Source organism: Pedobacter humicola (assembly GCF_056490705.1).
In genome coordinates, this window is the sequence record NZ_JBWJIG010000008.1 from 1 (window position 1) to 21,337 (window position 21,337).

Annotated in this window: 22 protein-coding genes and 1 pseudogene; 17 read left to right on the plus strand and 6 right to left on the minus strand. The window is 38.3% G+C overall.

What is annotated here, in order from left to right; translation table 11 throughout:
• Nucleotides 1-168: 168 nt before the first annotated feature.
• Complete coding sequence (gene mce / locus AC04Q1_RS13765; RefSeq protein ID WP_478365168.1) at nucleotides 169-576, minus strand: methylmalonyl-CoA epimerase; 408 nt, start codon at nucleotides 574-576, stop codon at nucleotides 169-171.
• Nucleotides 577-693: 117 nt separating this feature from the next.
• Between mce and AC04Q1_RS13770 the strand changes: the two genes are divergently transcribed.
• The 6 genes from AC04Q1_RS13770 (at nucleotide 694) to AC04Q1_RS13795 (ending at nucleotide 6,342) form a co-directional block, all read left to right on the plus strand.
• Entirely contained in the window at nucleotides 694-1,905 is a 1,212-nt protein-coding gene (locus AC04Q1_RS13770; protein ID WP_478365169.1) for an IscS subfamily cysteine desulfurase, read from the plus strand.
• A gap of 108 nt (nucleotides 1,906-2,013) precedes the next feature.
• Nucleotides 2,014-2,427 (plus strand): Fe-S cluster assembly scaffold IscU, encoded by a 414-nt coding sequence (gene iscU / locus AC04Q1_RS13775; protein WP_025142622.1) that lies wholly within the window; start codon nucleotides 2,014-2,016, stop codon nucleotides 2,425-2,427.
• A gap of 92 nt (nucleotides 2,428-2,519) precedes the next feature.
• A complete protein-coding gene (locus AC04Q1_RS13780) occupies nucleotides 2,520-2,846 on the plus strand; it encodes a HesB/IscA family protein (RefSeq protein ID WP_025142623.1) in 327 nt (108 codons plus the stop codon).
• A 309-nt stretch (nucleotides 2,847-3,155) separates the two neighbouring features.
• The gene (locus tag AC04Q1_RS13785; protein ID WP_478365170.1) at nucleotides 3,156-5,069 is read left to right on the plus strand and encodes an AMP-dependent synthetase/ligase; all 1,914 of its coding nucleotides are present in this window, start codon (nucleotides 3,156-3,158) and stop codon (nucleotides 5,067-5,069) included.
• Nucleotides 5,070-5,138: 69 nt separating this feature from the next.
• Nucleotides 5,139-5,873 (plus strand): DUF6597 domain-containing transcriptional factor, encoded by a 735-nt coding sequence (locus AC04Q1_RS13790; RefSeq protein ID WP_478365171.1) that lies wholly within the window; start codon nucleotides 5,139-5,141, stop codon nucleotides 5,871-5,873.
• Nucleotides 5,874-5,943: 70 nt separating this feature from the next.
• A complete protein-coding gene (locus AC04Q1_RS13795) occupies nucleotides 5,944-6,342 on the plus strand; it encodes a VOC family protein (protein ID WP_478365172.1) in 399 nt (132 codons plus the stop codon).
• A gap of 182 nt (nucleotides 6,343-6,524) precedes the next feature.
• Here AC04Q1_RS13795 and AC04Q1_RS13800 read toward each other — a convergent pair whose 3' ends face one another.
• Complete coding sequence (locus tag AC04Q1_RS13800; RefSeq protein WP_478365173.1) at nucleotides 6,525-7,022, minus strand: hypothetical protein; 498 nt, start codon at nucleotides 7,020-7,022, stop codon at nucleotides 6,525-6,527.
• A gap of 295 nt (nucleotides 7,023-7,317) precedes the next feature.
• Here AC04Q1_RS13800 and AC04Q1_RS13805 point away from each other — a divergent pair, with 295 nt between their 5' ends.
• The 4 genes from AC04Q1_RS13805 (at nucleotide 7,318) to AC04Q1_RS13820 (ending at nucleotide 12,634) form a co-directional block, all read left to right on the plus strand.
• Nucleotides 7,318-9,960 carry an outer membrane beta-barrel protein gene (locus tag AC04Q1_RS13805; protein WP_478365174.1) on the plus strand — a complete coding sequence of 881 codons (2,643 nt, stop codon included), beginning with the start codon at nucleotides 7,318-7,320 and terminating at the stop codon, nucleotides 9,958-9,960.
• Between the two features lie 71 nt (nucleotides 9,961-10,031).
• Nucleotides 10,032-10,358 (plus strand): MGMT family protein, encoded by a 327-nt coding sequence (locus AC04Q1_RS13810; protein ID WP_478365175.1) that lies wholly within the window; start codon nucleotides 10,032-10,034, stop codon nucleotides 10,356-10,358.
• A gap of 213 nt (nucleotides 10,359-10,571) precedes the next feature.
• On the plus strand, nucleotides 10,572-12,281 hold the full coding sequence (lysS, locus tag AC04Q1_RS13815) for a lysine--tRNA ligase (RefSeq protein WP_478365176.1): 1,710 nt from the start codon (nucleotides 10,572-10,574) through the stop codon (nucleotides 12,279-12,281).
• 140 nt (nucleotides 12,282-12,421) lie between these two features.
• Nucleotides 12,422-12,634, plus strand: a complete 213-nt coding sequence (locus AC04Q1_RS13820) for a hypothetical protein (RefSeq protein WP_478365177.1) — start codon at nucleotides 12,422-12,424, stop codon at nucleotides 12,632-12,634.
• Between the two features lie 117 nt (nucleotides 12,635-12,751).
• On the opposite strand, the gene AC04Q1_RS13825 is transcribed toward AC04Q1_RS13820, so the two are convergent.
• A complete protein-coding gene (locus AC04Q1_RS13825) occupies nucleotides 12,752-13,306 on the minus strand; it encodes a pyridoxamine 5'-phosphate oxidase family protein (protein ID WP_478365178.1) in 555 nt (184 codons plus the stop codon).
• A 158-nt stretch (nucleotides 13,307-13,464) separates the two neighbouring features.
• Between AC04Q1_RS13825 and AC04Q1_RS13830 the strand changes: the two genes are divergently transcribed.
• Nucleotides 13,465-13,962 (plus strand): YdeI/OmpD-associated family protein, encoded by a 498-nt coding sequence (locus AC04Q1_RS13830; RefSeq protein ID WP_478365179.1) that lies wholly within the window; start codon nucleotides 13,465-13,467, stop codon nucleotides 13,960-13,962.
• Nucleotides 13,963-14,215: 253 nt separating this feature from the next.
• Here AC04Q1_RS13830 and AC04Q1_RS13835 read toward each other — a convergent pair whose 3' ends face one another.
• Entirely contained in the window at nucleotides 14,216-14,755 is a 540-nt protein-coding gene (locus AC04Q1_RS13835) for a DUF2892 domain-containing protein (protein ID WP_316847522.1), read from the minus strand.
• A 116-nt stretch (nucleotides 14,756-14,871) separates the two neighbouring features.
• Here AC04Q1_RS13835 and AC04Q1_RS13840 point away from each other — a divergent pair, with 116 nt between their 5' ends.
• The 4 genes and pseudogenes from AC04Q1_RS13840 to AC04Q1_RS13855 all read left to right on the plus strand — a co-directional run bounded on the left by AC04Q1_RS13840 (nucleotide 14,872) and on the right by AC04Q1_RS13855 (nucleotide 17,341).
• On the plus strand, nucleotides 14,872-15,390 hold the full coding sequence (locus tag AC04Q1_RS13840; RefSeq protein ID WP_478365180.1) for a thioredoxin family protein: 519 nt from the start codon (nucleotides 14,872-14,874) through the stop codon (nucleotides 15,388-15,390).
• 143 nt (nucleotides 15,391-15,533) lie between these two features.
• Nucleotides 15,534-16,214, plus strand: coding sequence for a uracil-DNA glycosylase (ung, locus tag AC04Q1_RS13845; protein WP_478365181.1), 681 nt, complete (start codon nucleotides 15,534-15,536; stop codon nucleotides 16,212-16,214).
• Nucleotides 16,214-16,861: an alpha/beta hydrolase gene (locus AC04Q1_RS13850; protein WP_478365182.1), complete on the plus strand. Its 648-nt coding sequence runs from the start codon at nucleotides 16,214-16,216 to the stop codon at nucleotides 16,859-16,861. The genes ung and AC04Q1_RS13850 overlap by 1 nt, the downstream gene beginning before the upstream one ends.
• Before the next feature lie 69 nt (nucleotides 16,862-16,930).
• Nucleotides 16,931-17,341: pseudogene (locus AC04Q1_RS13855) on the plus strand (GxxExxY protein).
• Nucleotides 17,342-17,565: 224 nt separating this feature from the next.
• Here AC04Q1_RS13855 and AC04Q1_RS13860 read toward each other — a convergent pair.
• Nucleotides 17,566-18,036: an Lrp/AsnC family transcriptional regulator gene (locus AC04Q1_RS13860; RefSeq protein ID WP_025142637.1), complete on the minus strand. Its 471-nt coding sequence runs from the start codon at nucleotides 18,034-18,036 to the stop codon at nucleotides 17,566-17,568.
• A 127-nt stretch (nucleotides 18,037-18,163) separates the two neighbouring features.
• Between AC04Q1_RS13860 and AC04Q1_RS13865 the strand changes: the two genes are divergently transcribed.
• Nucleotides 18,164-18,826: a metal-dependent transcriptional regulator gene (locus AC04Q1_RS13865; protein ID WP_478365183.1), complete on the plus strand. Its 663-nt coding sequence runs from the start codon at nucleotides 18,164-18,166 to the stop codon at nucleotides 18,824-18,826.
• Nucleotides 18,813-20,678 carry an Nramp family divalent metal transporter gene (locus AC04Q1_RS13870; protein ID WP_478365184.1) on the plus strand — a complete coding sequence of 622 codons (1,866 nt, stop codon included), beginning with the start codon at nucleotides 18,813-18,815 and terminating at the stop codon, nucleotides 20,676-20,678. The genes AC04Q1_RS13865 and AC04Q1_RS13870 overlap by 14 nt, the downstream gene beginning before the upstream one ends.
• Before the next feature lie 2 nt (nucleotides 20,679-20,680).
• On the opposite strand, the gene AC04Q1_RS13875 is transcribed toward AC04Q1_RS13870, so the two are convergent.
• Nucleotides 20,681-21,160 (minus strand): TlpA family protein disulfide reductase, encoded by a 480-nt coding sequence (locus tag AC04Q1_RS13875; protein ID WP_478365185.1) that lies wholly within the window; start codon nucleotides 21,158-21,160, stop codon nucleotides 20,681-20,683.
• Nucleotides 21,161-21,337: the final 177 nt, after the last annotated feature.

The window sequence follows — 21,337 nt, forward strand, 5'->3', positions numbered from 1 at the left end:
GGAAATGGCAGCGCCTGACGGTAAGGAAGGCCTAAAATGTACAGCAGGGCTACAGATACGATGGAATACGGAGCCCTTCGTTTTCAAATTTATAAGCAAAACTGACCGCTTTAAAATCACCGCATACGCGAGGATGACGATATCCTTCCACTTTCCATCTTACATCCATCAAATCCATTTAATTTCCTGACAAATTTCAATCAGCACCCCATTGGTATCTTTTGGATGCACGAAACACACCATTTTATTATCTGCCCCTTTTTTTGGCGATTCGCTCAGCAGCACAAAACCTTCTTTATGCAAACGCTCCATTTCAGCCAGGATATCATCAACCAGAAAAGCGATATGATGGATCCCCTCCCCTTTTTTTTCGATAAATTTAGCAATTGCACTTTCGGGGGTAGTGGCCTGAAGCAGTTCTACTTTATTTTCGCCGGTTTTAAAGAAAGCCGTATTTACAAATTCGGATGCAACCTGCTCAGTTTTATAGCAATCGGTATTCAATAGTTTCTGATAAATATCTATAGAACTGTTAAGGTCTTTTACCGCAATGCCAATGTGTTCTATCTTATTCATAGATTATAAGGTTATGTGAATGTAAAAATGCAGCTTTTCTCTATAAGGTCATAGCTATTATTTATAATTGTTAAATAAGTTTTTTCGTATCTTTGTGTTATAATTAACAGAATAGAGATGAAACAGCCGATATATTTAGATAATAATGCTACCACCCCATTAGATCCAAGGGTACTGGAAGCAATGCTACCTTACTTTACAGAGAAATTTGGAAATGCCGCAAGTCGTAATCACGCGTTTGGCTGGGTGGCTGAAGAGGGTGTAGATTATGCCCGTGAGCAGGTAGCCAAATTAATCGGCTGTACTGAAAAAGAAATTATTTTTACATCAGGTGCCACCGAAGCCGATAACCTGGCGATTAAAGGTGTGTTTGAAATGTACAAGGAAAAAGGTAACCACATTATTACTGCGGTTACTGAGCATAAAGCGGTTTTAGATACTTGCAAACATCTGGAGAAAAACGGAGCACGTGTTACCTATTTAGGTGTTAAAGAAGATGGTTTAATTGATTTAGCTGAATTAGAAGCTGCCATGACGCCGGAAACTATTTTGGTTTCGATCATGTATGGCAACAACGAAATTGGTGTGATCCAACCGGTTAAAGAAATTGCAGCTATTGCGCACAAATTTGGTGCTTTATTTATGACTGATGCTACGCAGGCAGTTGGTAAAATACCAGTTGATGTAAATGCTGATGGAATCGACTTAATGGCTTTCTCGGCACACAAAATGTACGGTCCGAAAGGTGTTGGTGTACTTTATGTTCGCCGTAAAAACCCAAGGGTTAAGGTTACTGCACAAATGGACGGTGGTGGCCACGAGCGCGGAATGCGTTCTGGTACTTTAAACGTTCCTGGTATCGTGGGTTTAGGTAAAGCCTGTGAACTTTGCCGCTTGGAAATGGAAAGCGAATCAATCCGTTTATCGGCTTTGCGCGATAAGTTGGAAACTACTTTGAACAAAATGGAAGAGAGTTATGTGAATGGTAATACACAACACCGTTTACCACATGTAGCCAATATCTCTTTCAAATATGTTGAGGGCGAAGGTTTAATGATGGCCATGAGTGATTTGGCAGTATCGTCAGGATCGGCTTGTACTTCAGCATCTTTAGAACCATCATACGTTTTAAAAAGCTTAGGTTTATCTGATGATCTGGCACACTCTTCTATCCGTTATGGTTTAGGAAGGTTTACAACAGAAGCTGAAATCGATCAGGCCATTGAAGTAACGCAAAAAGCGGTTAATCACTTAAGAGAACTTTCTCCACTTTGGGAAATGTTTAAAGAAGGAATTGACTTGAGTAAAATTGAGTGGGCAGAACACTAGGACAGTTTGGAGTTCGCAGTTTTGAGTTGCTAACTGATAATTGAAAACTGGCAACTAATAATTAATAAATAAAACTATCTCCGAAAGGAGGTTTAAGAAATAGAAATCATGGCATATTCAGAAAAAGTAATTGACCATTACAATAACCCGCGTAACGTAGGTACATTAAATAAAGACAGTAAATTTGTAGGAACAGGATTAGTTGGTGCACCTGAGTGTGGCGACGTAATGCGTTTACAGATTGAGGTTGGAGAAGATAACGTAATCACTGACGCTAAATTTAAAACATTTGGTTGCGGTTCGGCTATTGCTTCTTCTTCTTTAGCTACTGAATGGTTAAAGGGAAAAACAATTGATGAGGCTTTATCTATCGATAACATGGATATTGTTGAAGAATTGGCTTTACCTCCGGTAAAAATCCACTGCTCAGTTTTAGCAGAAGATGCAATTAAATCGGCTATTAACGATTACCGTGTTAAAAATGGCTTAGAGGCAATTGTATTGGAAAAATCTCACCACTAAGAATAGATGTGAGACAATAGATTTGAGATATGAGCGATATATGTTCGAATAAATCTCAAATCCAACATCTCAAATCTCAAATCTCTATCACAATGATCACAATAACAGATAAAGCAAAAGAAAAAATCACCCACTTAATGCAGGATTCGGAAATGGGTTCTGATTACTTTTTACGCGTTTCGGTAAAAGGTGGTGGTTGCTCGGGTTTATCATACAATTTAGATTTTGATAACGAAGAACAAAAAGGCGATCAGTTTTTTGAAGACAGAGGAATCAAAATTGCTTTGGATATGAAATCTTTCCTTTACTTAGCCGGTACTGAATTAGATTTCACAGATGGTTTAAATGGAAAGGGATTCAACTTTATAAACCCAAATGCCAGTCGCAGTTGTGGCTGTGGCGAAAGCTTTTCAGTTTAATTGAATCGACATAACTTATAAAAAAGGTTTCATTTTATGAAACCTTTTTTGCGTTTAACCAGATTTTGATATTTTCTCTCATAGATTTTCGCAGATCTAAAATCCTAAGGTGTACAAATTTAATCTAATATTGTATTTTCAATTTGGGCCAAATATAGAAATCATATTTATCTAAGTTAAAATCGCCTTGAATCTGCCTTTCTTCCCTGCATAATCTGCGGAATGGCGCAATGAACGCTAACACCAATTTGTATTTTTAAACCAAAAAGCCTTATAATTGTTAATTATAATTAGCGAACCAATACGAGCATGCCATTAATAAACGAGTTTTCAACTGTACCTACCTTGTTGCGGAATGTTGTAAAAAACATCCATAAACCTCAGGAAACATTTTTAATCCATAAACAAGGTACCGAATGGACTGAAATTTCTTATGAAGATACGTTAAAAAGAGCCGACGCTGTTTCTGCATTCTTTTTAGAAAAGGGAATAAAAAAAGGAGACCGTTTAGGTTTAATGATCGAAAATTCGCCTGAATATGTTTATTACGATCAGGGGATACAACAGATCGGGGTAATTAATGTATCGATCTACCCTACACTTTCTGAACAGGAAGTGGCTTATATCATTAATGATTCGGGAATAAAAGCCATTCTTGTTGGGAATAATTTTTTATACCGCAAGGTGCTTAAGGTAGCATCCAACTGTAAAGCACTAAAATATATCATTCCCGCTTTTAAAGATTTCGAAAAAGTGGTAATCCCTACCGATGTCAACGTAGAAGTAATTGCCTTTTCGGATATCCTTGCACTCAAGCATCAGGTTACAGCTGCCGAAAAAGCAGAGATCGACCAATGCAGAAGTTTGGTGTTACCTGAAGATGTATCTTCATTGATTTATACTTCCGGAACAACCGGAACACCAAAAGGCGTAATGCTTACCCATTATAATTTTGTAAAAAATGTTGAAGTTTGTTTACAACAGATCCCGGTGATCGATCAAACAGAAACCTTTCTTTCTTTCTTACCACTCTCGCATGTATTCGAGCGTACAGCAACCTATCACGTTTGCTGTGCACAGGGCTGTAAAATAGCTTTTGCACAAAGCTTGGAACTTTTGGCCAAAAATATGGGCGAAGTACGTCCTACAGTAATGAGCTGTGTTCCCCGATTGTTAGAGCGGATACATGATAAAGCGATCAAGGGAGGCACTGCTGGCGGTGGTACAAAAGCAAAAATATTTACCTGGGCTTTAGAAACCGGAAATAAATACCGTGTGGCAAAAGAGGCTGGCAAAAACCCAGGCTTAATGTTGTCTGTTAAAAAAGGAATAGCAGAAAAACTGGTCTTCAGTAAAATTAAGGAAAAAACCGGCGGACGTTTAAAGTTTATGATTTCGGGTGGTGCCGCATTGCCTAAAAATGTAGGTGAGTTTTTTGGCGACCTGGGCATTAAAATATTAGAGGGCTTTGGCTTAACAGAAACTTCACCAGTGATGTCGGTTACCGAATACCACCGACAAGTTTACGGTACCGTTGGTCGCATAATTCCAGGGATTGAAGTAGGAATACAAGATGTGGAAAGCAAGGAAATATTAAACATTCAAACACATCATACCTTTAACGAAGAATTCGAATGCGCCGAAGGTGAAGTGATCGTTCGTGGTCATTGTGTGATGAAAGGTTATTTTAACAAACCCGCAGAAACGGCAGAAGCGATAGATAAGGACATGTGGTTCCATACCGGAGATATTGGCCGTTTTTACAAAGGTAATTTACAGATTACCGATCGTTTAAAAAATATGATCGTAAACGCTTATGGCAAAAACGTTTACCCTACGCCAGTCGAAAATATTTATTTAAAAAGTCCTAAGATTGATCAACTCTTTTTAATTGGGGATAAGCGTGAATTTATTACTGCCATCATTATTCCGAACAGAGAAACTTTAGAAGAGACCTTTAAGCTTAAACCATCGTTTTTCGAAGAGACCGACCCCTTTATCCGCAATCAGGAAATTATGGACTGGATGGAACAGGATATTAAAAAAATCTCCAATGAACTGGCCAAATTCGAGCGTATTAAAAACTTTAAAATCAAGCGCAATCCTTTCAATATAGATGAGGGAGAAATCACCCCAACTATGAAGGTAAAACGCCGTATTGTAGAAAAGAAATATGCCGAGGCGATTAATGAGATGTATGAAGAAGGCATTGAAGCCGAGTAAAAGCAAATCTAAGATGCCTCCTTTTCGAAAATAATCTAGTAATAGATCGTATTTGTAGCATATTAAATAATGGCCTATTCAGAAATACACCCACATCCGGCATTACAAACTTATATCGATGCCTATTGGGTATCTGAAATTACTGATGATGCCCTTCACAAAACCAAAATCCTTCCGGATGGCTGTATAGATATTATTTTCAATGTTGAGGATGATTACCGAACTGATAACGGAACCTTATTGATGAAAAGTGAAGCCATTTATCTGATCGGTACGATGATGCGCTTCAAAGAATATAATACTATCGGTAAAGTCAAACTTTTGGGTGTCCGGTTTAAACCGGCGGCATTCTGTTATTTTTTTAAACTTTCATCTTTACATGAATTTACGGACCAAAGTATTGAACTTAGGAATATTGAATTTCCTATAATTCAGCGTATCGACGAAAATACTATAACCCACCTTGATCGTTTTTTTCTTAGAAAATTATCTTTACCCAGATACTCTATCTTACCGATTATTCAGGATATACATGCGTTAAATGGCCAGTTAAAAGTAAGCGACCTTGCTAAGAAACACTTTACCACACCAAGACAGTTGGAAAGGCATTTTAAAAATTCAGTCGGTGTAAGTCCAAAAGATTTGATCAGTCTTGTACGTTACCAGTTTACCAGCCGACAAATAAAAAACAATACTGCCGGTAAATGTTTAGCCGAAATCGCGTTCGAGTCTGGTTACTATGATCATGCCCACCTTACAAAAGAGATAAAAAGATTTACGGGATCAGCTCCTTCGCAGCTGTAGATTTTGACGCATTTTTACAAAGTCAATTCTTACTTTTCACCCTATATTTGATGAGATAAAAAACAAAATCATGGTGAAATTTAGCTATACAATACTCTACGTTAATAATGTGACCGAATCGATAGAATTTTATGAAAAGGCATTCGGTTTTAAAAGAAAATTTATTACCCCTGAAAATAATTATGGAGAACTGCTAAGTGGTGATACGGTAATATCATTTGCAGATGTACAACTTGCCAATTCAAATCTATCAAACGGTTTTCAGGAAAGTAGAAAAGGTGAAAAGCCTTTTGGCGTAGAGCTGGGCTTTACAACCGAAAATGTAGAACTTGTTTTTAATCAAGCGGTAGAAATGGGTGCTAACCCTTTAGAAAAAATAAAAATAAAACCCTGGGGACAGGAAGTGGCTTATGTTCAGGATATTAACGGATTTTTAATTGAAATCTGTTCACCTATACCTAATGCTTAAATAAGGAGGGGTGAACCACTACCCCTCCAAACAATCAACTCATTAACCTAATACCTGATCAAAAATAATGATCACAATTGATTATTCCAAATAAATGCAACATAATTGCTTTTAAAAATTATATCAAACTGATCCCTTTCAACTTCTTGCCGGGCCTTATTCAAGCAAAATCGCAAGTTGTGCTAATATCTCCAACGGTTAATAGATTCATTACGAAACGCTTCTTCCCTCCCAATGGACTCCAATACAAAATCTTCGCTAAAATCATGGTTATAGACCTGGAAATCAACAGACCATTCATCCTTGATCAAACCAGGAACGAATTTGGTAAAAATACGTTCGAAGGTTTCAAAGTTGATCAGTGGTTTACAAACAACCACATATTCGCGATCGGTTTTTGCGATCACTTCAGCAATTAATTTAGGCCATCTCGCACAGATTTCAGCTGGTAAAGTGTGATAATGCTGCTGGTCGATCAGTTTACCTGCCTCTTGTACCATTGCAGGAGATAGATATTCACCTAAAACCGGCATCCATTTCCCTTCTCTTTTTTCAATGCTTCCTAAAAATTCATCCCCTTCCAATACAGACCAGGGCCCGTTTATTGAAAACTGGATCAGCCGATAAATCAGCGTTTCCCCGTCAGGGTTTTTAAAGAAATAATCTAGATCGATCAGCATTGGTAATTCCTATGTTGTATTGGATTTTATAAACAATTGTATTTTTATATCTAAATCAAACTTACAATTTTTCTTTTTAAAATACTAATATTTTTAGTAAAAAATTTAATTACTGATCAAAGGAGATCTTATCCCGAACAAAAAATTCTGCCATATACACACTCAGGAGACTGTAAGCATCGCTGATTGACTTTGCAATCGCCACATTTACAGCATCCCACATCCGTAACATGTTGATTACGCTGAACAGGTTTAGCGTTGCACTCCGTATTTTTATGGCACACACAAATCATTCATGAAGCTTTTTACTAAATCGATTTTGCTACTCCTGCTCTTTGCGGGCTTTTTCACAAACAGTAACGCACAAAATTACACTGTTAAGGGTATGGTGTTAGATACTGCCGGTCAGCCGCTCCCTGGCGCCGTGGTAAGGATAAAATCTGGTACCGACAGTGTGGGCATTTCTGCAAATCCTGACGGAAGTTTTATATTGGGCAAAATTAAATCCAAACAATTTACTTTATCGGCCGCCTTTATTGGCTATGATACCTTTATCAAACAATATCTGATCGAAAAAGGCAATGCCTTAAACATTACCGATATTAAGTTGAAGCCGTCGTCGAATACCCTCGATGCCGTGGTCATTTCGGGCGTTCCACCAGTTAAGGTAACCGAAGATACCGTAAGCTTTAATGCCAGGGCTTTCCCGGTAAGAGATGGCGATGCGGTTGATGAAATGCTCAAAAAACTTCCTGGAATCAAAGTAGATAAGGATGGTAATGTAACCAGTCAGGGTACACCTGTAACCAAGATAAGGGTGAACGGCAAGGACTTCTTTGGGACCGACGTGGCCACAGCCATCAAGAATCTTCCGGCCGATATTATAAAGAATCTTCAGTTTATAGACGACTATGGCGACCAGGCAAAGCTCACAGGGATCAAAACGGGTGAGCCAGAGAAAATATTAAACCTTACCATTCAGGAGGATAAAAAGAAAGGTTATTTTGCCAGGGCTTCTGCAGGTGTAGGCAATTCAGACCGCTACAATACCAATATAAGGGGCAATAGCATGAGAGGCGAACAGCAGATTTCCTTTGATGGAACTTCTGCCAATGCCAATATGCGTGGTGGTGGCGGTGATGGTATCACGACGAGAAATGCCATTGGACTTAACTATAAAAACGAGTTCAGCACCAAATTGTCTGCAGATGCTGCTTACAACTTTAACAACGATAAAAATAATACCATCAGTTCGACCTATACACAGAATGCTTTACAGGATGCAAACCAGAACCCGATCAGCCGGATTGAAGATGCGCACAACAATGGTAAGAGCAACAATTACAACCATTGGATTGGTGGTAACCTGGAGTATAAAATTGATACGATGAATTACCTGAAGATCTCTCCAAATTTTTCTTATAGTACAAATGCCGGGAACAGCACTGGAGGTTCTTTAATTACACAGGATACCCTCTTTACCCGCAAAGAAAGTACAAACTTCAGTAACACCAATAACATCAATGCAAGGGCCAACGCCTTCTATAATCATAAATTCCCAAAGAAAGGACGCAACCTCAGCGCCTGGAGCAACATTAATTATTCGAACGGTGAAAACTACAGAGAGGTATTTAACCAGTATATCAATACCCATGGCAATGCAGCCGATTCAGTGATCCAAAACCAGCTGAACAATCAGGATAGCAAGAATTTTGGCCTTAACGCTGGCGTGTCATACATGGAACCACTCTGGAAAAAAACCTTTTTAGAAGTCAATTACAACTGGAACCGATCGGCAACAAACAATTCGAGAGATGCCTATGATGTAGTGGATGGCAATCAGGTGTTCAACGCGAACCTGAGCAATATTTATGATTATCAGTTCATCACCAATAAAGCTGGATTAAATTATCGTTATATCGGCGAAAAATTAAATTATACGCTGGGTTTAAATGCGCAACCTGCATTGCTAAGCGGACAAAACCTAAGCAATGGTATTCAAACCGTAAACCGTACTTTTAACCTGATCCCATCAGGACGGTTTTCGTATAAGTTTTCCAATCAGGAATCATTGGATATCAATTACTGGGGAAGAAACAACCAGCCTGGTTTCTTGCAGTTACAGCCCATATCCGACAATTCTAACCTACAGAACGTGGTTACCGGAAATCCAAACTTAAAACCAGAATTTATCCAAAGCATTAATGCACATTACAAACAGGCCGATTGGAGTGCGGGTAATATCATAATGGCCAATTTTAAGTACGAGCGTACCGACGACAGGATTGTAACCACCAAAGAGCGTGTACCTGGCACAGTTAATCAGCTTACCAGTTACATAAATGCGGATGGTTATTATACCCTACAAGGCGATTATAACATTAGCAGACCACTTTCTGCAGAACGAAAATTTACCATTGGCTATTCTGGCTCAGGGCAACTGAACAATAACATTACATTTACCGACAATAGCAGAATTGAAGCCAGAAACATTGCCTGGCGACAGGAACTCGAATTTAGGGTTGATCTTAAAGATATTGCCAATTTCGAGGTTGAGACTTCTTATTCTCAAAATCTAACCAATTACAGTAGCGATACCTTTGCCGACCGCCAATCGAACCGCTTCGAATGTGGCATAGAAGGTCGCAACTATTTCTTTAAAGACCTTACTCTGGGCTATGATTTCACAAAACAGGTGAATTCGGGCTTTGACAATGGAGCCGTGCGTAATCCCACATTGTTGCGCCTATCCATGGAATATAAATTTATGAAGAATGATATGGCTGCCATCCGCGTTGAGGGATTCGATCTTTTTGACCAGAATTCAGGTATTTCGAGAGATGTATTTGATAACGTGATTGTAGATAGGCAGGTGAATCGCTTGGGCCGTTATTTTATGTTGTCACTGATCTACAGGGTACGTAAATTTGGGGGTTAGTGCATTAAATTTGAGATCTAATTACTCAAAAGAGCACGATATTGGCTAGCTTTATAATCATTTAATTCACCATGGATCAGGATCTCTTTTTTGAACAGGTATGGGATTTAACCAGAGAAATCCCCAAAGGCAGGGTAACTTCTTACGGAGCGATTGCCAAAGCCATCGGTATGCCTAATCTTTCGAGGATGGTTGCCCGTGCCATTGGTGCATGTGGGCGTGCCCAGCCACCAGTACCCTATTACCGGGTAATCAGCAGTAACGGTTTACTTAGCGGAGATCCGTCCTCTACAGATAAAAGACAGCAATTGTTGGAGCGCGAAGGCGTAGAGATTAAAAACCTAAAAGTCCAAAACCTTCGAAAGGTATTTTGGGACCCATTAAATGACCTGGAATAGTTCTTCGTTGAACATTGCCAGCCCGATTACATCACCTTAAAATGCAACGTTATATCGAATAAAGCATTTAGTAATTACAATAGCTTTCTTATCTTTGCGCACATCTAAATTTAAAGGAGAGAAATCCGTCATGATTGATTTTTTTTATTTGCCAGATTTTAATCACAATTATTAAACATATTGCAAACCATTAATTTGCAAAAAATACCTGAAATGAGTATAGGATTATCAGAACAAGAGATACTACGACGTGAGTCGCTAAAACAATTACGCGAGTTGGGCATAGAGCCTTATCCTGCCGAAGCTTATGAAGTAAATGCATATGCTGCAGACATATTAGCCAACTATGATGTGGATAAGACCGCATACAAGACGGTAGTATTGGCAGGTAGAATTATGAGCCGCAATATTATGGGTGCTGCTTCTTTTACCGAATTACAGGATTCGACCGGCAGAATTCAAATTTATTTAAAGCGTGATGAACTCTGCCCCGGTGATGATAAAACCCTATACAATACCGTATTTAAAAAATTGCTTGATATAGGTGATTTTATTGGTGTTAAAGGTTATGTATTCACTACACAAACAGGAGAAATTTCTGTCCATGTAACTGAATTTAAAGTGCTTTCTAAATCTTTGCGTCCATTACCGATTGTTAAGCGCGACGATCAGGGCAATGTATACGATGGCTTTACAAATCCTGAATTGCGTTACCGCATGCGTTACGTAGATTTAACGGTAAATCCAGATTATAAACAGATCTTTATCAAACGCAGCAAGGTTATTAACAGCATGCGCAATTACTTTGATGAGCAAGGTTGGATGGAAGTAGAAACCCCTATCCTGCAGCCTATCCATGGTGGTGCCGCAGCACGTCCTTTTGCTACGCACCACAATACATTGGATATGCCGCTTTACCTTCGTATTGCAAATGAGCTGTATCTGAAAAGACTAATCGTTGCAGGTTTCGACGGTGTTTATGAGTTCGGTAAAATGTTCCGCAACGAAGGGATGGACCGTACGCATAACCCGGAGTACACCTCGATGGAAATATATGTAGCCTACAAAGATTATATCTGGATGATGGCTATGGTTGAAGAATGTTTAGAAAAAGTAGCCATCGCAACCAATGGTTCAGCCGTGGTTAAAGTTGGCGAAAACGAAATCAATTTCGAAGGACCATACGAAAAACTAACCATGTACGAATCGATCCAAAAATATACCGGAATTGATGTTTCGAAAATGACCGAAGAGGAATTGTTACAAACCTGTGCTTCTTTAGGTATCGAAACCGATTCTACAATGGGCCGTGGTAAATTAGTAGACGAAATTTTCAGCGATAAAGTAGAAGCCAATTTAATACAGCCTACATTCATTACCGATTATCCAATCGAAATGACCCCATTGGCTAAAAAACACCGCAGTGCAGAAGGATTGGTAGAGCGTTTCGAAATATTTGTGAATGGTAAAGAAATCGGAAATGCCTATTCGGAACTGAACGATCCGATAGATCAAAAAGAGCGTTTCGAAGATCAGTTGAAATTAGCCGATCGTGGCGATGCCGAGGCAATGGCAATGGATGATGATTTTGTCCGTGCTTTAGAGTATGGCATGCCTCCTACCTCAGGTTTAGGTTTCGGGATCGATCGTATCGTCATGCTAATGACCAATCAAAGTACCATCCAGGAAGTTTTATTCTTCCCTCAGATGCGTCCGGAGAAAAAGAAAATAGAGTTAACACCAGAAGAAGCAGAATTATATGCATTGGTTTCGGAAGGCGAACAATACCTGTTAACAGAAATAAGAGCAAAACTGGCCGATTGGAGCAACAAAAAATGGGATACAACATTAAAAGCATTAACCGGTAAAGGCATTTTAAAAGTTGCCAAAGCCGACAAAGGTTTGTTTCTATCGCATAAATAAACGGATTCAACGCACCCCAACGGGAAAATCATGAATTTAGTGTTAACACAAATATAACACAAACTTAAAAGGCTTGCTAACAATTATTTAGCAAGCCTTCTCTATATTTACAGCAATCGATAATTAAAAATCATTGCGATATGTATACGTCAAGTTTAGAAATCAACGAAAGAGAATACTGCATCAAATTAAGTAAAGATGCTTTCGATTTAACTTTGGTTCGCCAATTAATAAAAAGAATCCAGGCCGAAGCTTTATTCTTCTCAAGAGTTCAGGCCGAAGAAGAAGATATCTTACGTAATAGAGCTCAGAGAGAAGAATTAGAAGGATTTGATTATTTAGGTGATAAATAATAAATACTCGTCATACTGAATTATTTAAGGGTCTATAAGATGCTGAGCACGAAGTAGCTACAAGGCAATTGAAAATGGTATTTCAACTTGTAAAATAAATTCAGCATGACGTAAAATTTAATCCACCTCCAAAGTCCCTTCTACAGAATCATCCATAGTTTTTCCAGTAATCACAGACGCTGCCATTTTCAAAAATGCTACGGCAGTGCCGTGTTTGGTATCCCAGTAGTACCCTTCCGACGGGATTACTTTAATCAAGGTAATATTAGGATCGTCCTTTCCACCCTGAAACCAGGTTTTTATAAACGGGCTCCATAATTCATCTATTTTCGCCTGGTCTCTACTGATTTCAGAAATACCATAAATATTTACAAAACCTGAGTGTGCACCGGCCTGAAACAATAAATGCGTGAAAGGATCTGTTGAAATTTCATCATTTTTATGACTGTCTTTCATACTCATAAACCAGATATTGCCTTCATCATCAACCTGTTGAATGGCCATAGGTCTTACCGATAAAGGTATACCAGTTTTAATATTGGTACAAAAAAAGCAGCTTTCTGCTTTCCCTGCCAGTTCTCTAAGTTTTTCGATAGCCGCTTTACCGTCCAGATCTTTTATATTATTTTCTTCCTGAGTATTGTTAGTACTTCCTTCTTGTGATGTTGCCATAAGTATAAGATTTTATATAAACTACAATAGAAAATAGAATTTGGTTTTGAATTTTTGTGATTGACGGAGTGCGTGGGGCGATGCAAAGCAAAGCCAGAGGGGATGAATTTATTGGACTATGATTATGGATTTTTAATGAAAGGCAATATCTTTAAGCAATGGAGATTAAAAAACCGAAACCTTTTAATGCTGTGATTAAAATTATAGGCATTAATCCTTTTGTATTTGTACCCGTAGAAACCTTAGGATATATCTTTAAACAAGCAGGTAAAAACAAGGGGCAATTACCCGTTATCATGAAAATTGACGGTCATGAATTTAAGCAAACCCTGGTAAAATACGCAGGTGATTGGCGATTATACCTAAATACGCCTATGCGCCAGGCAGCAGGTAAAGATGTTGGCGATAGGGCAAACTTCGAAATTGAGTTTGATGCAGAAGAGCGTTTAATAAGCATGCACCCAAAACTGACCCAGGCACTGGCAGAAAACACAAAGGCTAAAAAAATATTTGACAGCCTTGCCCCCTATTTACAAAAAGAAATTACACGCTATATTACTAACCTTAAAACGGAAGATTCTGTAGATAAAAATGTTAAACGGGCTATCCGGTTTCTTTTAGGCGAAGAAAGATTTATCGGGAGGGATAAACCGTAATTATTGCTAAGGGTCCTTCGACAAGCTCAGGATGACACCCCAAGGCAATTAACATCTTGTATTTCAGGCGAGCCCTTTCATTATAAGTCCGATTGACGTGTAAAGCCTCCTCTTTTCAGCGGCGCTTATAACGGAAAACGGGACTACAGCCCCAATGAAATACTGCCCTTTCGTTTCCAATAAGAACAAAAAACTAACCAATAAAAAAAGCCATTTCAAATGATGAAATGGCTTTCTATAAGTACAATCAATGCTATCTATAACGAACTTGCTGTTGTTTGTCCATCATGCCCATCTGGTCCTTCATTTGTTTAATCTGATCGGCTAATAATTTGCTTTTATCTGCCTTTTTTGCCTCAGCAAGATACATGGTTGCTTCACGTTTGTTGCGTTTAGCCATGGCAATACCCGCTAAGCTTAGCTTTGCCAATGCAATGTTATGGTCCATCTGCATCCCTAAAGCAAGTGATTTTTTGAAATATTTCTCACTCTGCATTGGTGCAGTTCTACTTTCAATTAAACCCACCAATAAATTATAATAACCATGTTGGACTTTGATCAACTGGCTTTCGTAATTGGTAATCCGATCTAAAAACATTTTTGCTTTAGGCATGTTATCTTTTCTAAGGAACCATTGTGCTAAAAGCATGTTCTCATTAAAGAAGTAAGTAACGAGTACAATTATCCCCAATAAGATGGCAACAATACCCCACGGCCAGAAACCGAAAATAAATAAAGCTACTGCGCCACCCAGTAAAGCAAACCCCGCAATTAATCTGATAATATTTGGCATAAAATTTTATTCTAATTATTTTTTTTTGCAAATATCGTGTTTAAATGGCAGAAATTAGATTTTAAAACAATAATTTCATTAAAAATTTCAAAGCATTTAAAAATCATCTCACAAATATGAAAATCCTCTTATCCATAACCCTAATCGTACTTGCAATGAACGTTTCTGCACAAGAAGTGAATAAAAAAATCCACGATCAAGTCCACAATAAAGATATTCTGATTAACGCCTGTACGCGTGAGGGAATTAGCACTTTCCCAGAGTTTAAGGAAATGTACGATCCGCTTTATGCGGCCTATGTACCAGATGCGGCCACAATGATCGAACTGAAAAAACTCATTAAAAACGAGAAAATTAAAATTGTTTTTGGTACCTGGTGCGGCGACAGTAAGGTAAATGTTCCCAACTTTTTTAAAATTTTAGACGCGCTTCATTTTAAAGGCAAAAATGTAGAAATCATTGCCGTTGACGGAAATAAGAAAGCCGAAAATGGCATTTTAGATGGTCTGGACATTTTAAGGGTACCTACTTTTATTGTATATGATAAAAAAGGAAAAGAATTGGGAAGGATTGTTGAGGGGCCAAAAACTACACTAGAAGGTGATTTGTTAGCGATATACCAGAAAAAACCTTAAAATTTAAGTGAATAAGTTAATGGTCCATGATTGATAGCCAGGTAGCCCTAGCCTACCGCTCAAAATGAACATCCAAACTATTGACAATAGGCCATCAAACCATTGATCAAAAATAAAATATTATACAACTTACATTAAAAAACATGTCTGCAGCATTAGAGCCAGGTTGGTTAGCCGTACTAGAAGAAGAATTTGAAAAAGACTACATGAAAAACCTCAAGTCTTTTTTACAGGAAGAGAAAAATAACGGTGCAACGGTTTATCCGAAAGGTGCTGATATTTTCAATGCTTTAAATACGACACCTTTTGATCAGGTTAAGGTGGTGATTTTGGGTCAGGATCCTTACCACGGTGTTGGACAAGCGCATGGCTTATCCTTTTCGGTACAGCGCGGTGTAGCCGTTCCGCCTTCGTTAAAAAATATTTACAAGGAATTAGAAACGGACATTGAAGGTTTTAAAACGCCTCATCATGGCCATTTAACCCACTGGGCCGAGCAAGGTGTTTTACTGTTAAATGCAACCTTAACCGTCCGTGCTTCTGAAGCGGGCTCACACCAAAACCGTGGCTGGGAAATTTTTACCGATGAGATTATTAAAGCTTTATCCCAAAAACGCGAACATATTGTTTTCTTGTTATGGGGCAAATACGCCCAGCAAAAAGCAGCCTTAATCGATCAGAAAAAACATTACGTACTTACAGCTGCACATCCTTCACCCTTTTCGGCTTATAATGGATTTTTCGGTTCGAAACATTTTTCAAAAGCAAATCAACTGTTGGTGCAGAATAACTTAAAACCGATCGACTGGAATCTGCCTGCCTAATGAATGCTTATTTTATTAGCGGTTTAGGTGCCGATAAAAGAATCTTTTCTAAGTTAAATCTTAACGAGAAGATTAATATTATTCATATCAATTGGATTACACCAAATAAAAATGAATCCCTGGCTTTATATGCCGAACGTTTAAGTAAAGTGATTGATCAATCACAACCTTTTGCACTGGTTGGCGTTTCTTTTGGCGGAATGATTGCAGTGGAGATGGCTAAAATTTTAAACCCGGTGAAAACGATTATTATTTCGAGTACGATGCTGGCAGCCCAACTGCCAGCAATTTACCGTCTTGCAGGCCAGCTCAGGTTATTAAAACTGATCCCTGCAAAACTCTTAAAATCATCGAACAAGCTCACTCAGAACTATTATTTTGGCACCCACACGAGCAGTGAGAAATCATTACTGAGCAAGATTATTAAAGATACCGATCCTTATTTTTTAAAATGGGCAATTGAGAGCATCCTAAACTGGAAAAATAAAACCCGTCCGGAAGGCATTTACCACATCCATGGCACCAATGATAAAATCTTATATTCAAATGTGGCCCGGCCCGATTTTGTAATCGAAAAGGGAACCCATTTTATGGTTTACCAAAATGCAGCGGAAATTTCGGGAATTATTGATAAATTGCTCATGTAATTCTACCAACTGAAGAATTATCTAAAAATCATCCCAAATAACATTATTCAATAGTTAATGCATTTTATGATGATATATAAGTCTTTTCTCGATCAATTGGAATACAAAGTTACTGGTGCTTGTATAGAGGTAAATAAAATTCTTGGCCCAGGATTACTCGAAAGTGTTTATCAAAAGTGTTTAATGAGAGAACTGCAAATGCAAAACATAAATTTTCAAGCAGAACATCCTATTGTACTTTCTTAATAAGATACGCTACTAGATACAGAACTTAAGGTAGATTTGGTTATTGAAAACTGCCTGGTTTTGGAATTGAAAGCAGTTGAGAACATATTGCCAATCCATGAAGCACAAATTTTGACCTACATGAAATTGCTTCGAATACCAAAGGGCTTACTGGTTAATTTCAATTCAACCAATATAGTCCATAATGGTAAAAAGTGCTTCGTAAATGAATTTATGTATGATATTAATCCTTAATTCGCAATTCCATAACTCCAAATTTAGCTGGCTTTCGTAATGCCTTAGCATTGGAAGTGGCAATGTATATACCCAACTTGGATGACCTTAGCTGACTTAGGTGGTTGAAAAAACTAAAAGCGCAACAATTTAATATATTGGTTTAAGTAGCTTAAGCGATTAAAATATTGAACCACCTAAGCCACCTTAGTACACCTTAGCTTTTTCAACACTCCACGTTTGGATTAATACTCTAAAGGCACAATTGGTTCCTTCTTCGTGGTCGACATGATCATCATGGTTTGGAAGGTTTTAACCACAGAAATCTTACTGATTTTATCCATAATTAAGCGTTCGTAGGCTTTGATATCCTTCACATAAACCTTCAACAGAAAATCTGCCTGACCCGTAACGTGGTGGCATTCGGTGATTTCTTTAATCTGGTTTACTTCATCCAAAAAAATCTGGATGGTATTGTTTTTATGAAAATCAAGCTGAATCTGAATAAAGGTTTTAATCCCTAAACCCAGTTTTTCTTCATCTACCAGTGCATGATAACTTTTGATATATCCTGCCATTTCGAGCTTGCGCACGCGTTCTAAAGTGGGTGCAGGTGATAGCCCAATTTCCTGGGATAAAAGCAAATTGGTAATTCTTCCATTTTCCTGGAGAATTCTTAAAATTTTAAAGTCAATTTTATCTAATTCAGATGCCATAGGGTGTTAAAGGTATTTGAGATTACAAACATAACCAAATTATATTCTAAAATTTAACATAATTTATCATATATATTTTAAATAATAATTTTTAGATTTACCTAAAAATAAAATTAGATAAACATAAATGCAAAGTTACACGGAAGAGAACTATCTAAAGACTATTTATCATCTGGCGGAGCAAACAACCAACGTTCAAACCAATGCCATCGCGGAGCAAATGCAAACAAAACCAGCATCTGTAACCGACATGATTAAGAAATTGGCCGATAAAGGTTTAGTTGATTATATTAAATACCAGGGTGTTACTTTAACCGAGACCGGAAAAAATACGGCGATAGAAATTGTTCGTAAACACCGTTTATGGGAAGTTTTTTTGGTAGATAAGTTAAACTTCAAGTGGGATGAGGTGCATGATGTTGCAGAAGAATTAGAACACATCAAATCTGTTGAATTAATAGAAAGATTAGATGAATTTTTGGGTTTCCCAAAGGCAGATCCGCATGGCGATCCCATTCCTGATAAAAATGGCAGGTTTGCCAAAACCCAGTTCATTAAACTCATTGAGTTAAAAATAGGCGATTCGGGCACAATTACCGGTGTTAGTCAGCACAGTTCGGCATTTTTAAAACATTTAGAAAAGTTAGGTCTCACTTTGGGCAAACAAATCCAGATCAATGATGTTACCGATTTCGATGGTTCAGTAGAAATCCTGTTATCCGATAAACAAGTTAATATTAGTAGAGAAGTTGCGAAACATATTTTAATCAGCAGTAATGGCAAAAACTGAGTCTTTAAGTGAAGTACATCAAAGCGTAAATACAGATAAAAGAAAAGGCTGGAAGCGGATTTTGGCTTTCATTGGTCCCGCTTATTTAATTAGTGTAGGTTATATGGACCCGGGCAACTGGGCTACCGATTTAGCAGGCGGTAGTAAATTCGGATACCAATTGATCTGGGTTTTACTAATGTCGAACCTTATCGCGTTACTTTTACAATCGTTGAGTGCCCGTCTCGGCATAGTCCGAGGATTGGATTTAGCACAGGCCTCCAAACAGGCCTACCCCCGCTGGGCCAACATTCCCTTATTCGCTTTGGCACAAACCGCAATTATTGCCTGCGATCTGGCCGAAATTATCGGGATGGCCATTGGTTTACAATTGCTTTTTGGTTTGCCATTAATCTGGGGGATTTCCATCACCATTTTCGACACCATTCTACTGCTCTTCCTGCTCAACAAAGGCATGAGGGCGATGGAAGGTTTTATCGTCTCGATGGTTTTTATTGTCGGAATTTCCTTTCTGGTTGAAATGTTTATTGTAGAACCCTCTTTAAAAGAGGTCGCAAAAGGATTTGAGCCTTCCATACTAAATGGCGATGCATTGTATATTGCCATCGGGATTATTGGCGCCACTGTGATGCCGCACAATTTATACCTGCATTCATCACTTGTACAGACCAGAAAAATCGAACGCAGCAATAAGGGAATAAAAGAGGCCTTGAAATTCAACCTGATTGATACCACGGTTGCCCTAAACCTGGCCTTTTTCGTTAATGCGGCGATATTAATCCTTGCCGCGGCGGCCTTCTATAAAAATGGTTTACATGAAGTAGCCGAAATTCAGGATGCACATAAATTGCTTTCAAATATTTTTGGAAACGTAGCTCCAACACTATTTGCCATTGCCTTAATTGCTGCCGGACAGAGCTCTACAGTTACAGGGACTTTGGCGGGTCAGATTATTATGGAAGGCCACATTAACCTGCGGATTCAACCCTGGTTAAGGCGTTTGATCACCCGTTTATTGGCTATCATTCCTGCATTTTTCACCATTTTACATTACGGAGATGATGCCCTGGGAGGATTATTGGTATTAAGTCAGGTCGTTTTAAGTTTGCAACTGGGTTTTGCCATTATTCCATTAATCCATTTTACGTCAGATAAAAAACTGATGAAAGATTTCGCGATTAAAACCTGGGTGAAGGTATTGGCCTGGGCAAGTGCCATAGCCATTATCGCACTGAATGTAAAACTGGTAATAGAAGAGATCAGTGGCTGGGCGAAAGAAGCAAACAACTGGTGGATTTATGTGATTGTGATACCGGCCTTAATTCTGATTGTTTTATTGTTGCTGTATGTTTTTTTCCATCCATTATTAGAAAAAAAGAGAAACGAAGCCAGGCAAATGGTTCCGCATGGAAATGCTTTGGATATCGGCAAAATAGACAAGATCAATTACAAACGCATTGGTATTGCAGTTGATTTTTCTAAAAATGACAGGAATACCATCCGTCATGCTTTAATTCAAGGCGGCAAAGATGCCCATTATTACCTGATCCATGTGGTGGAAACTGCGGCAGCCCGTTACCATGGCAACGATGTTATGGACCATGAAACACAGAGTGATGCCGCAAACCTGGAGAAATACAGGGTCAATCTCGAAGATCTTGGTTACGACTCCACGCCGTTTATCGGATTCGGAAATACAGGCAAAGCCATCGCCGATATCAGCAATAAAAATGAAATGGAGCTATTGGTAATGGGTGCACATGGACACAAGGGATTAAAAGACCTTATTTTCGGCACCACGGTTGATTCGGTTAGACATAAGGTTAAAATTCCGGTATTGATTATTAGGTAAAATTATTTATTCACTACCTTCATCAGGTTGTTTATACCACCATCTCCAGACTGGTACATTAACAATTTGCCCGCAGCCGAATACAGGTACATTGCCGGGTACTGTTTAGGTAAGAAAGTAGGAATGAACATGCGTTTTTTGTCCTGCAATACCAATACATTGGGCTTTGCATTTAACCCTTTAGCGTATGAATTGAAAAACTGGGGGATAATATAGCCTTCATCCATAGTAATCATGTAAATATTTACATCCTTGAATTTGGCATAATTGGCATTCAGGATTTTACTTTCCCGCTGGCAGTGTTCACAGGTACAATCAAATAGGATAAAAAGATTCTTTTTTCCCTGTTTGATATCGGTATTCGAAAAAGCCTTTCCATCCAAACGGTAAAAGGTAAATTGGGGCAATAATGTTGGCTGCTGTGCCTTTACCTGAAAAGTAATGGCTAACAATAAGATTAGAAGTAGATTCCTGAATTTCATTTTAGATATTTAAAGTTCAAACTTAAATGAATAAATACGAACATAATAATATATCCTTAGCTTTTACAAATGAATGAACATTTTTCGTACAAGAGATTCAGATTATTGGTAGGCTAATGAAAGGTTTGTTTTCCTGCACGGACTGAGAATAATAAACCTGATTGACGCGGAAACCAA

Coding starts and splice junctions, on each gene's coding strand:
- AC04Q1_RS13865 (WP_478365183.1), top strand. CDS start 18,164: ATGCAAAGTTACACGGAAGAGAACTATCTAAAGACTATTTATCATCTG.
- AC04Q1_RS13875 (WP_478365185.1), bottom strand. CDS start 21,160: ATGAAATTCAGGAATCTACTTCTAATCTTATTGTTAGCCATTACTTTT.
- AC04Q1_RS13810 (WP_478365175.1), top strand. CDS start 10,032: ATGGATCAGGATCTCTTTTTTGAACAGGTATGGGATTTAACCAGAGAA.
- AC04Q1_RS13860 (WP_025142637.1), bottom strand. CDS start 18,036: ATGGCATCTGAATTAGATAAAATTGACTTTAAAATTTTAAGAATTCTC.
- AC04Q1_RS13780 (WP_025142623.1), top strand. CDS start 2,520: ATGATCACAATAACAGATAAAGCAAAAGAAAAAATCACCCACTTAATG.
- AC04Q1_RS13870 (WP_478365184.1), top strand. CDS start 18,813: ATGGCAAAAACTGAGTCTTTAAGTGAAGTACATCAAAGCGTAAATACA.
- AC04Q1_RS13825 (WP_478365178.1), bottom strand. CDS start 13,306: ATGGCAACATCACAAGAAGGAAGTACTAACAATACTCAGGAAGAAAAT.
- iscU (WP_025142622.1), top strand. CDS start 2,014: ATGGCATATTCAGAAAAAGTAATTGACCATTACAATAACCCGCGTAAC.
- AC04Q1_RS13830 (WP_478365179.1), top strand. CDS start 13,465: ATGGAGATTAAAAAACCGAAACCTTTTAATGCTGTGATTAAAATTATA.
- AC04Q1_RS13790 (WP_478365171.1), top strand. CDS start 5,139: ATGGCCTATTCAGAAATACACCCACATCCGGCATTACAAACTTATATC.
- lysS (WP_478365176.1), top strand. CDS start 10,572: ATGAGTATAGGATTATCAGAACAAGAGATACTACGACGTGAGTCGCTA.
- mce (WP_478365168.1), bottom strand. CDS start 576: ATGAATAAGATAGAACACATTGGCATTGCGGTAAAAGACCTTAACAGT.
- AC04Q1_RS13840 (WP_478365180.1), top strand. CDS start 14,872: ATGAAAATCCTCTTATCCATAACCCTAATCGTACTTGCAATGAACGTT.
- AC04Q1_RS13850 (WP_478365182.1), top strand. CDS start 16,214: ATGAATGCTTATTTTATTAGCGGTTTAGGTGCCGATAAAAGAATCTTT.
- AC04Q1_RS13785 (WP_478365170.1), top strand. CDS start 3,156: ATGCCATTAATAAACGAGTTTTCAACTGTACCTACCTTGTTGCGGAAT.
- AC04Q1_RS13835 (WP_316847522.1), bottom strand. CDS start 14,755: ATGCCAAATATTATCAGATTAATTGCGGGGTTTGCTTTACTGGGTGGC.
- ung (WP_478365181.1), top strand. CDS start 15,534: ATGTCTGCAGCATTAGAGCCAGGTTGGTTAGCCGTACTAGAAGAAGAA.
- AC04Q1_RS13770 (WP_478365169.1), top strand. CDS start 694: ATGAAACAGCCGATATATTTAGATAATAATGCTACCACCCCATTAGAT.
- AC04Q1_RS13805 (WP_478365174.1), top strand. CDS start 7,318: ATGAAGCTTTTTACTAAATCGATTTTGCTACTCCTGCTCTTTGCGGGC.
- AC04Q1_RS13820 (WP_478365177.1), top strand. CDS start 12,422: ATGTATACGTCAAGTTTAGAAATCAACGAAAGAGAATACTGCATCAAA.
- AC04Q1_RS13800 (WP_478365173.1), bottom strand. CDS start 7,022: ATGCTGATCGATCTAGATTATTTCTTTAAAAACCCTGACGGGGAAACG.
- AC04Q1_RS13795 (WP_478365172.1), top strand. CDS start 5,944: ATGGTGAAATTTAGCTATACAATACTCTACGTTAATAATGTGACCGAA.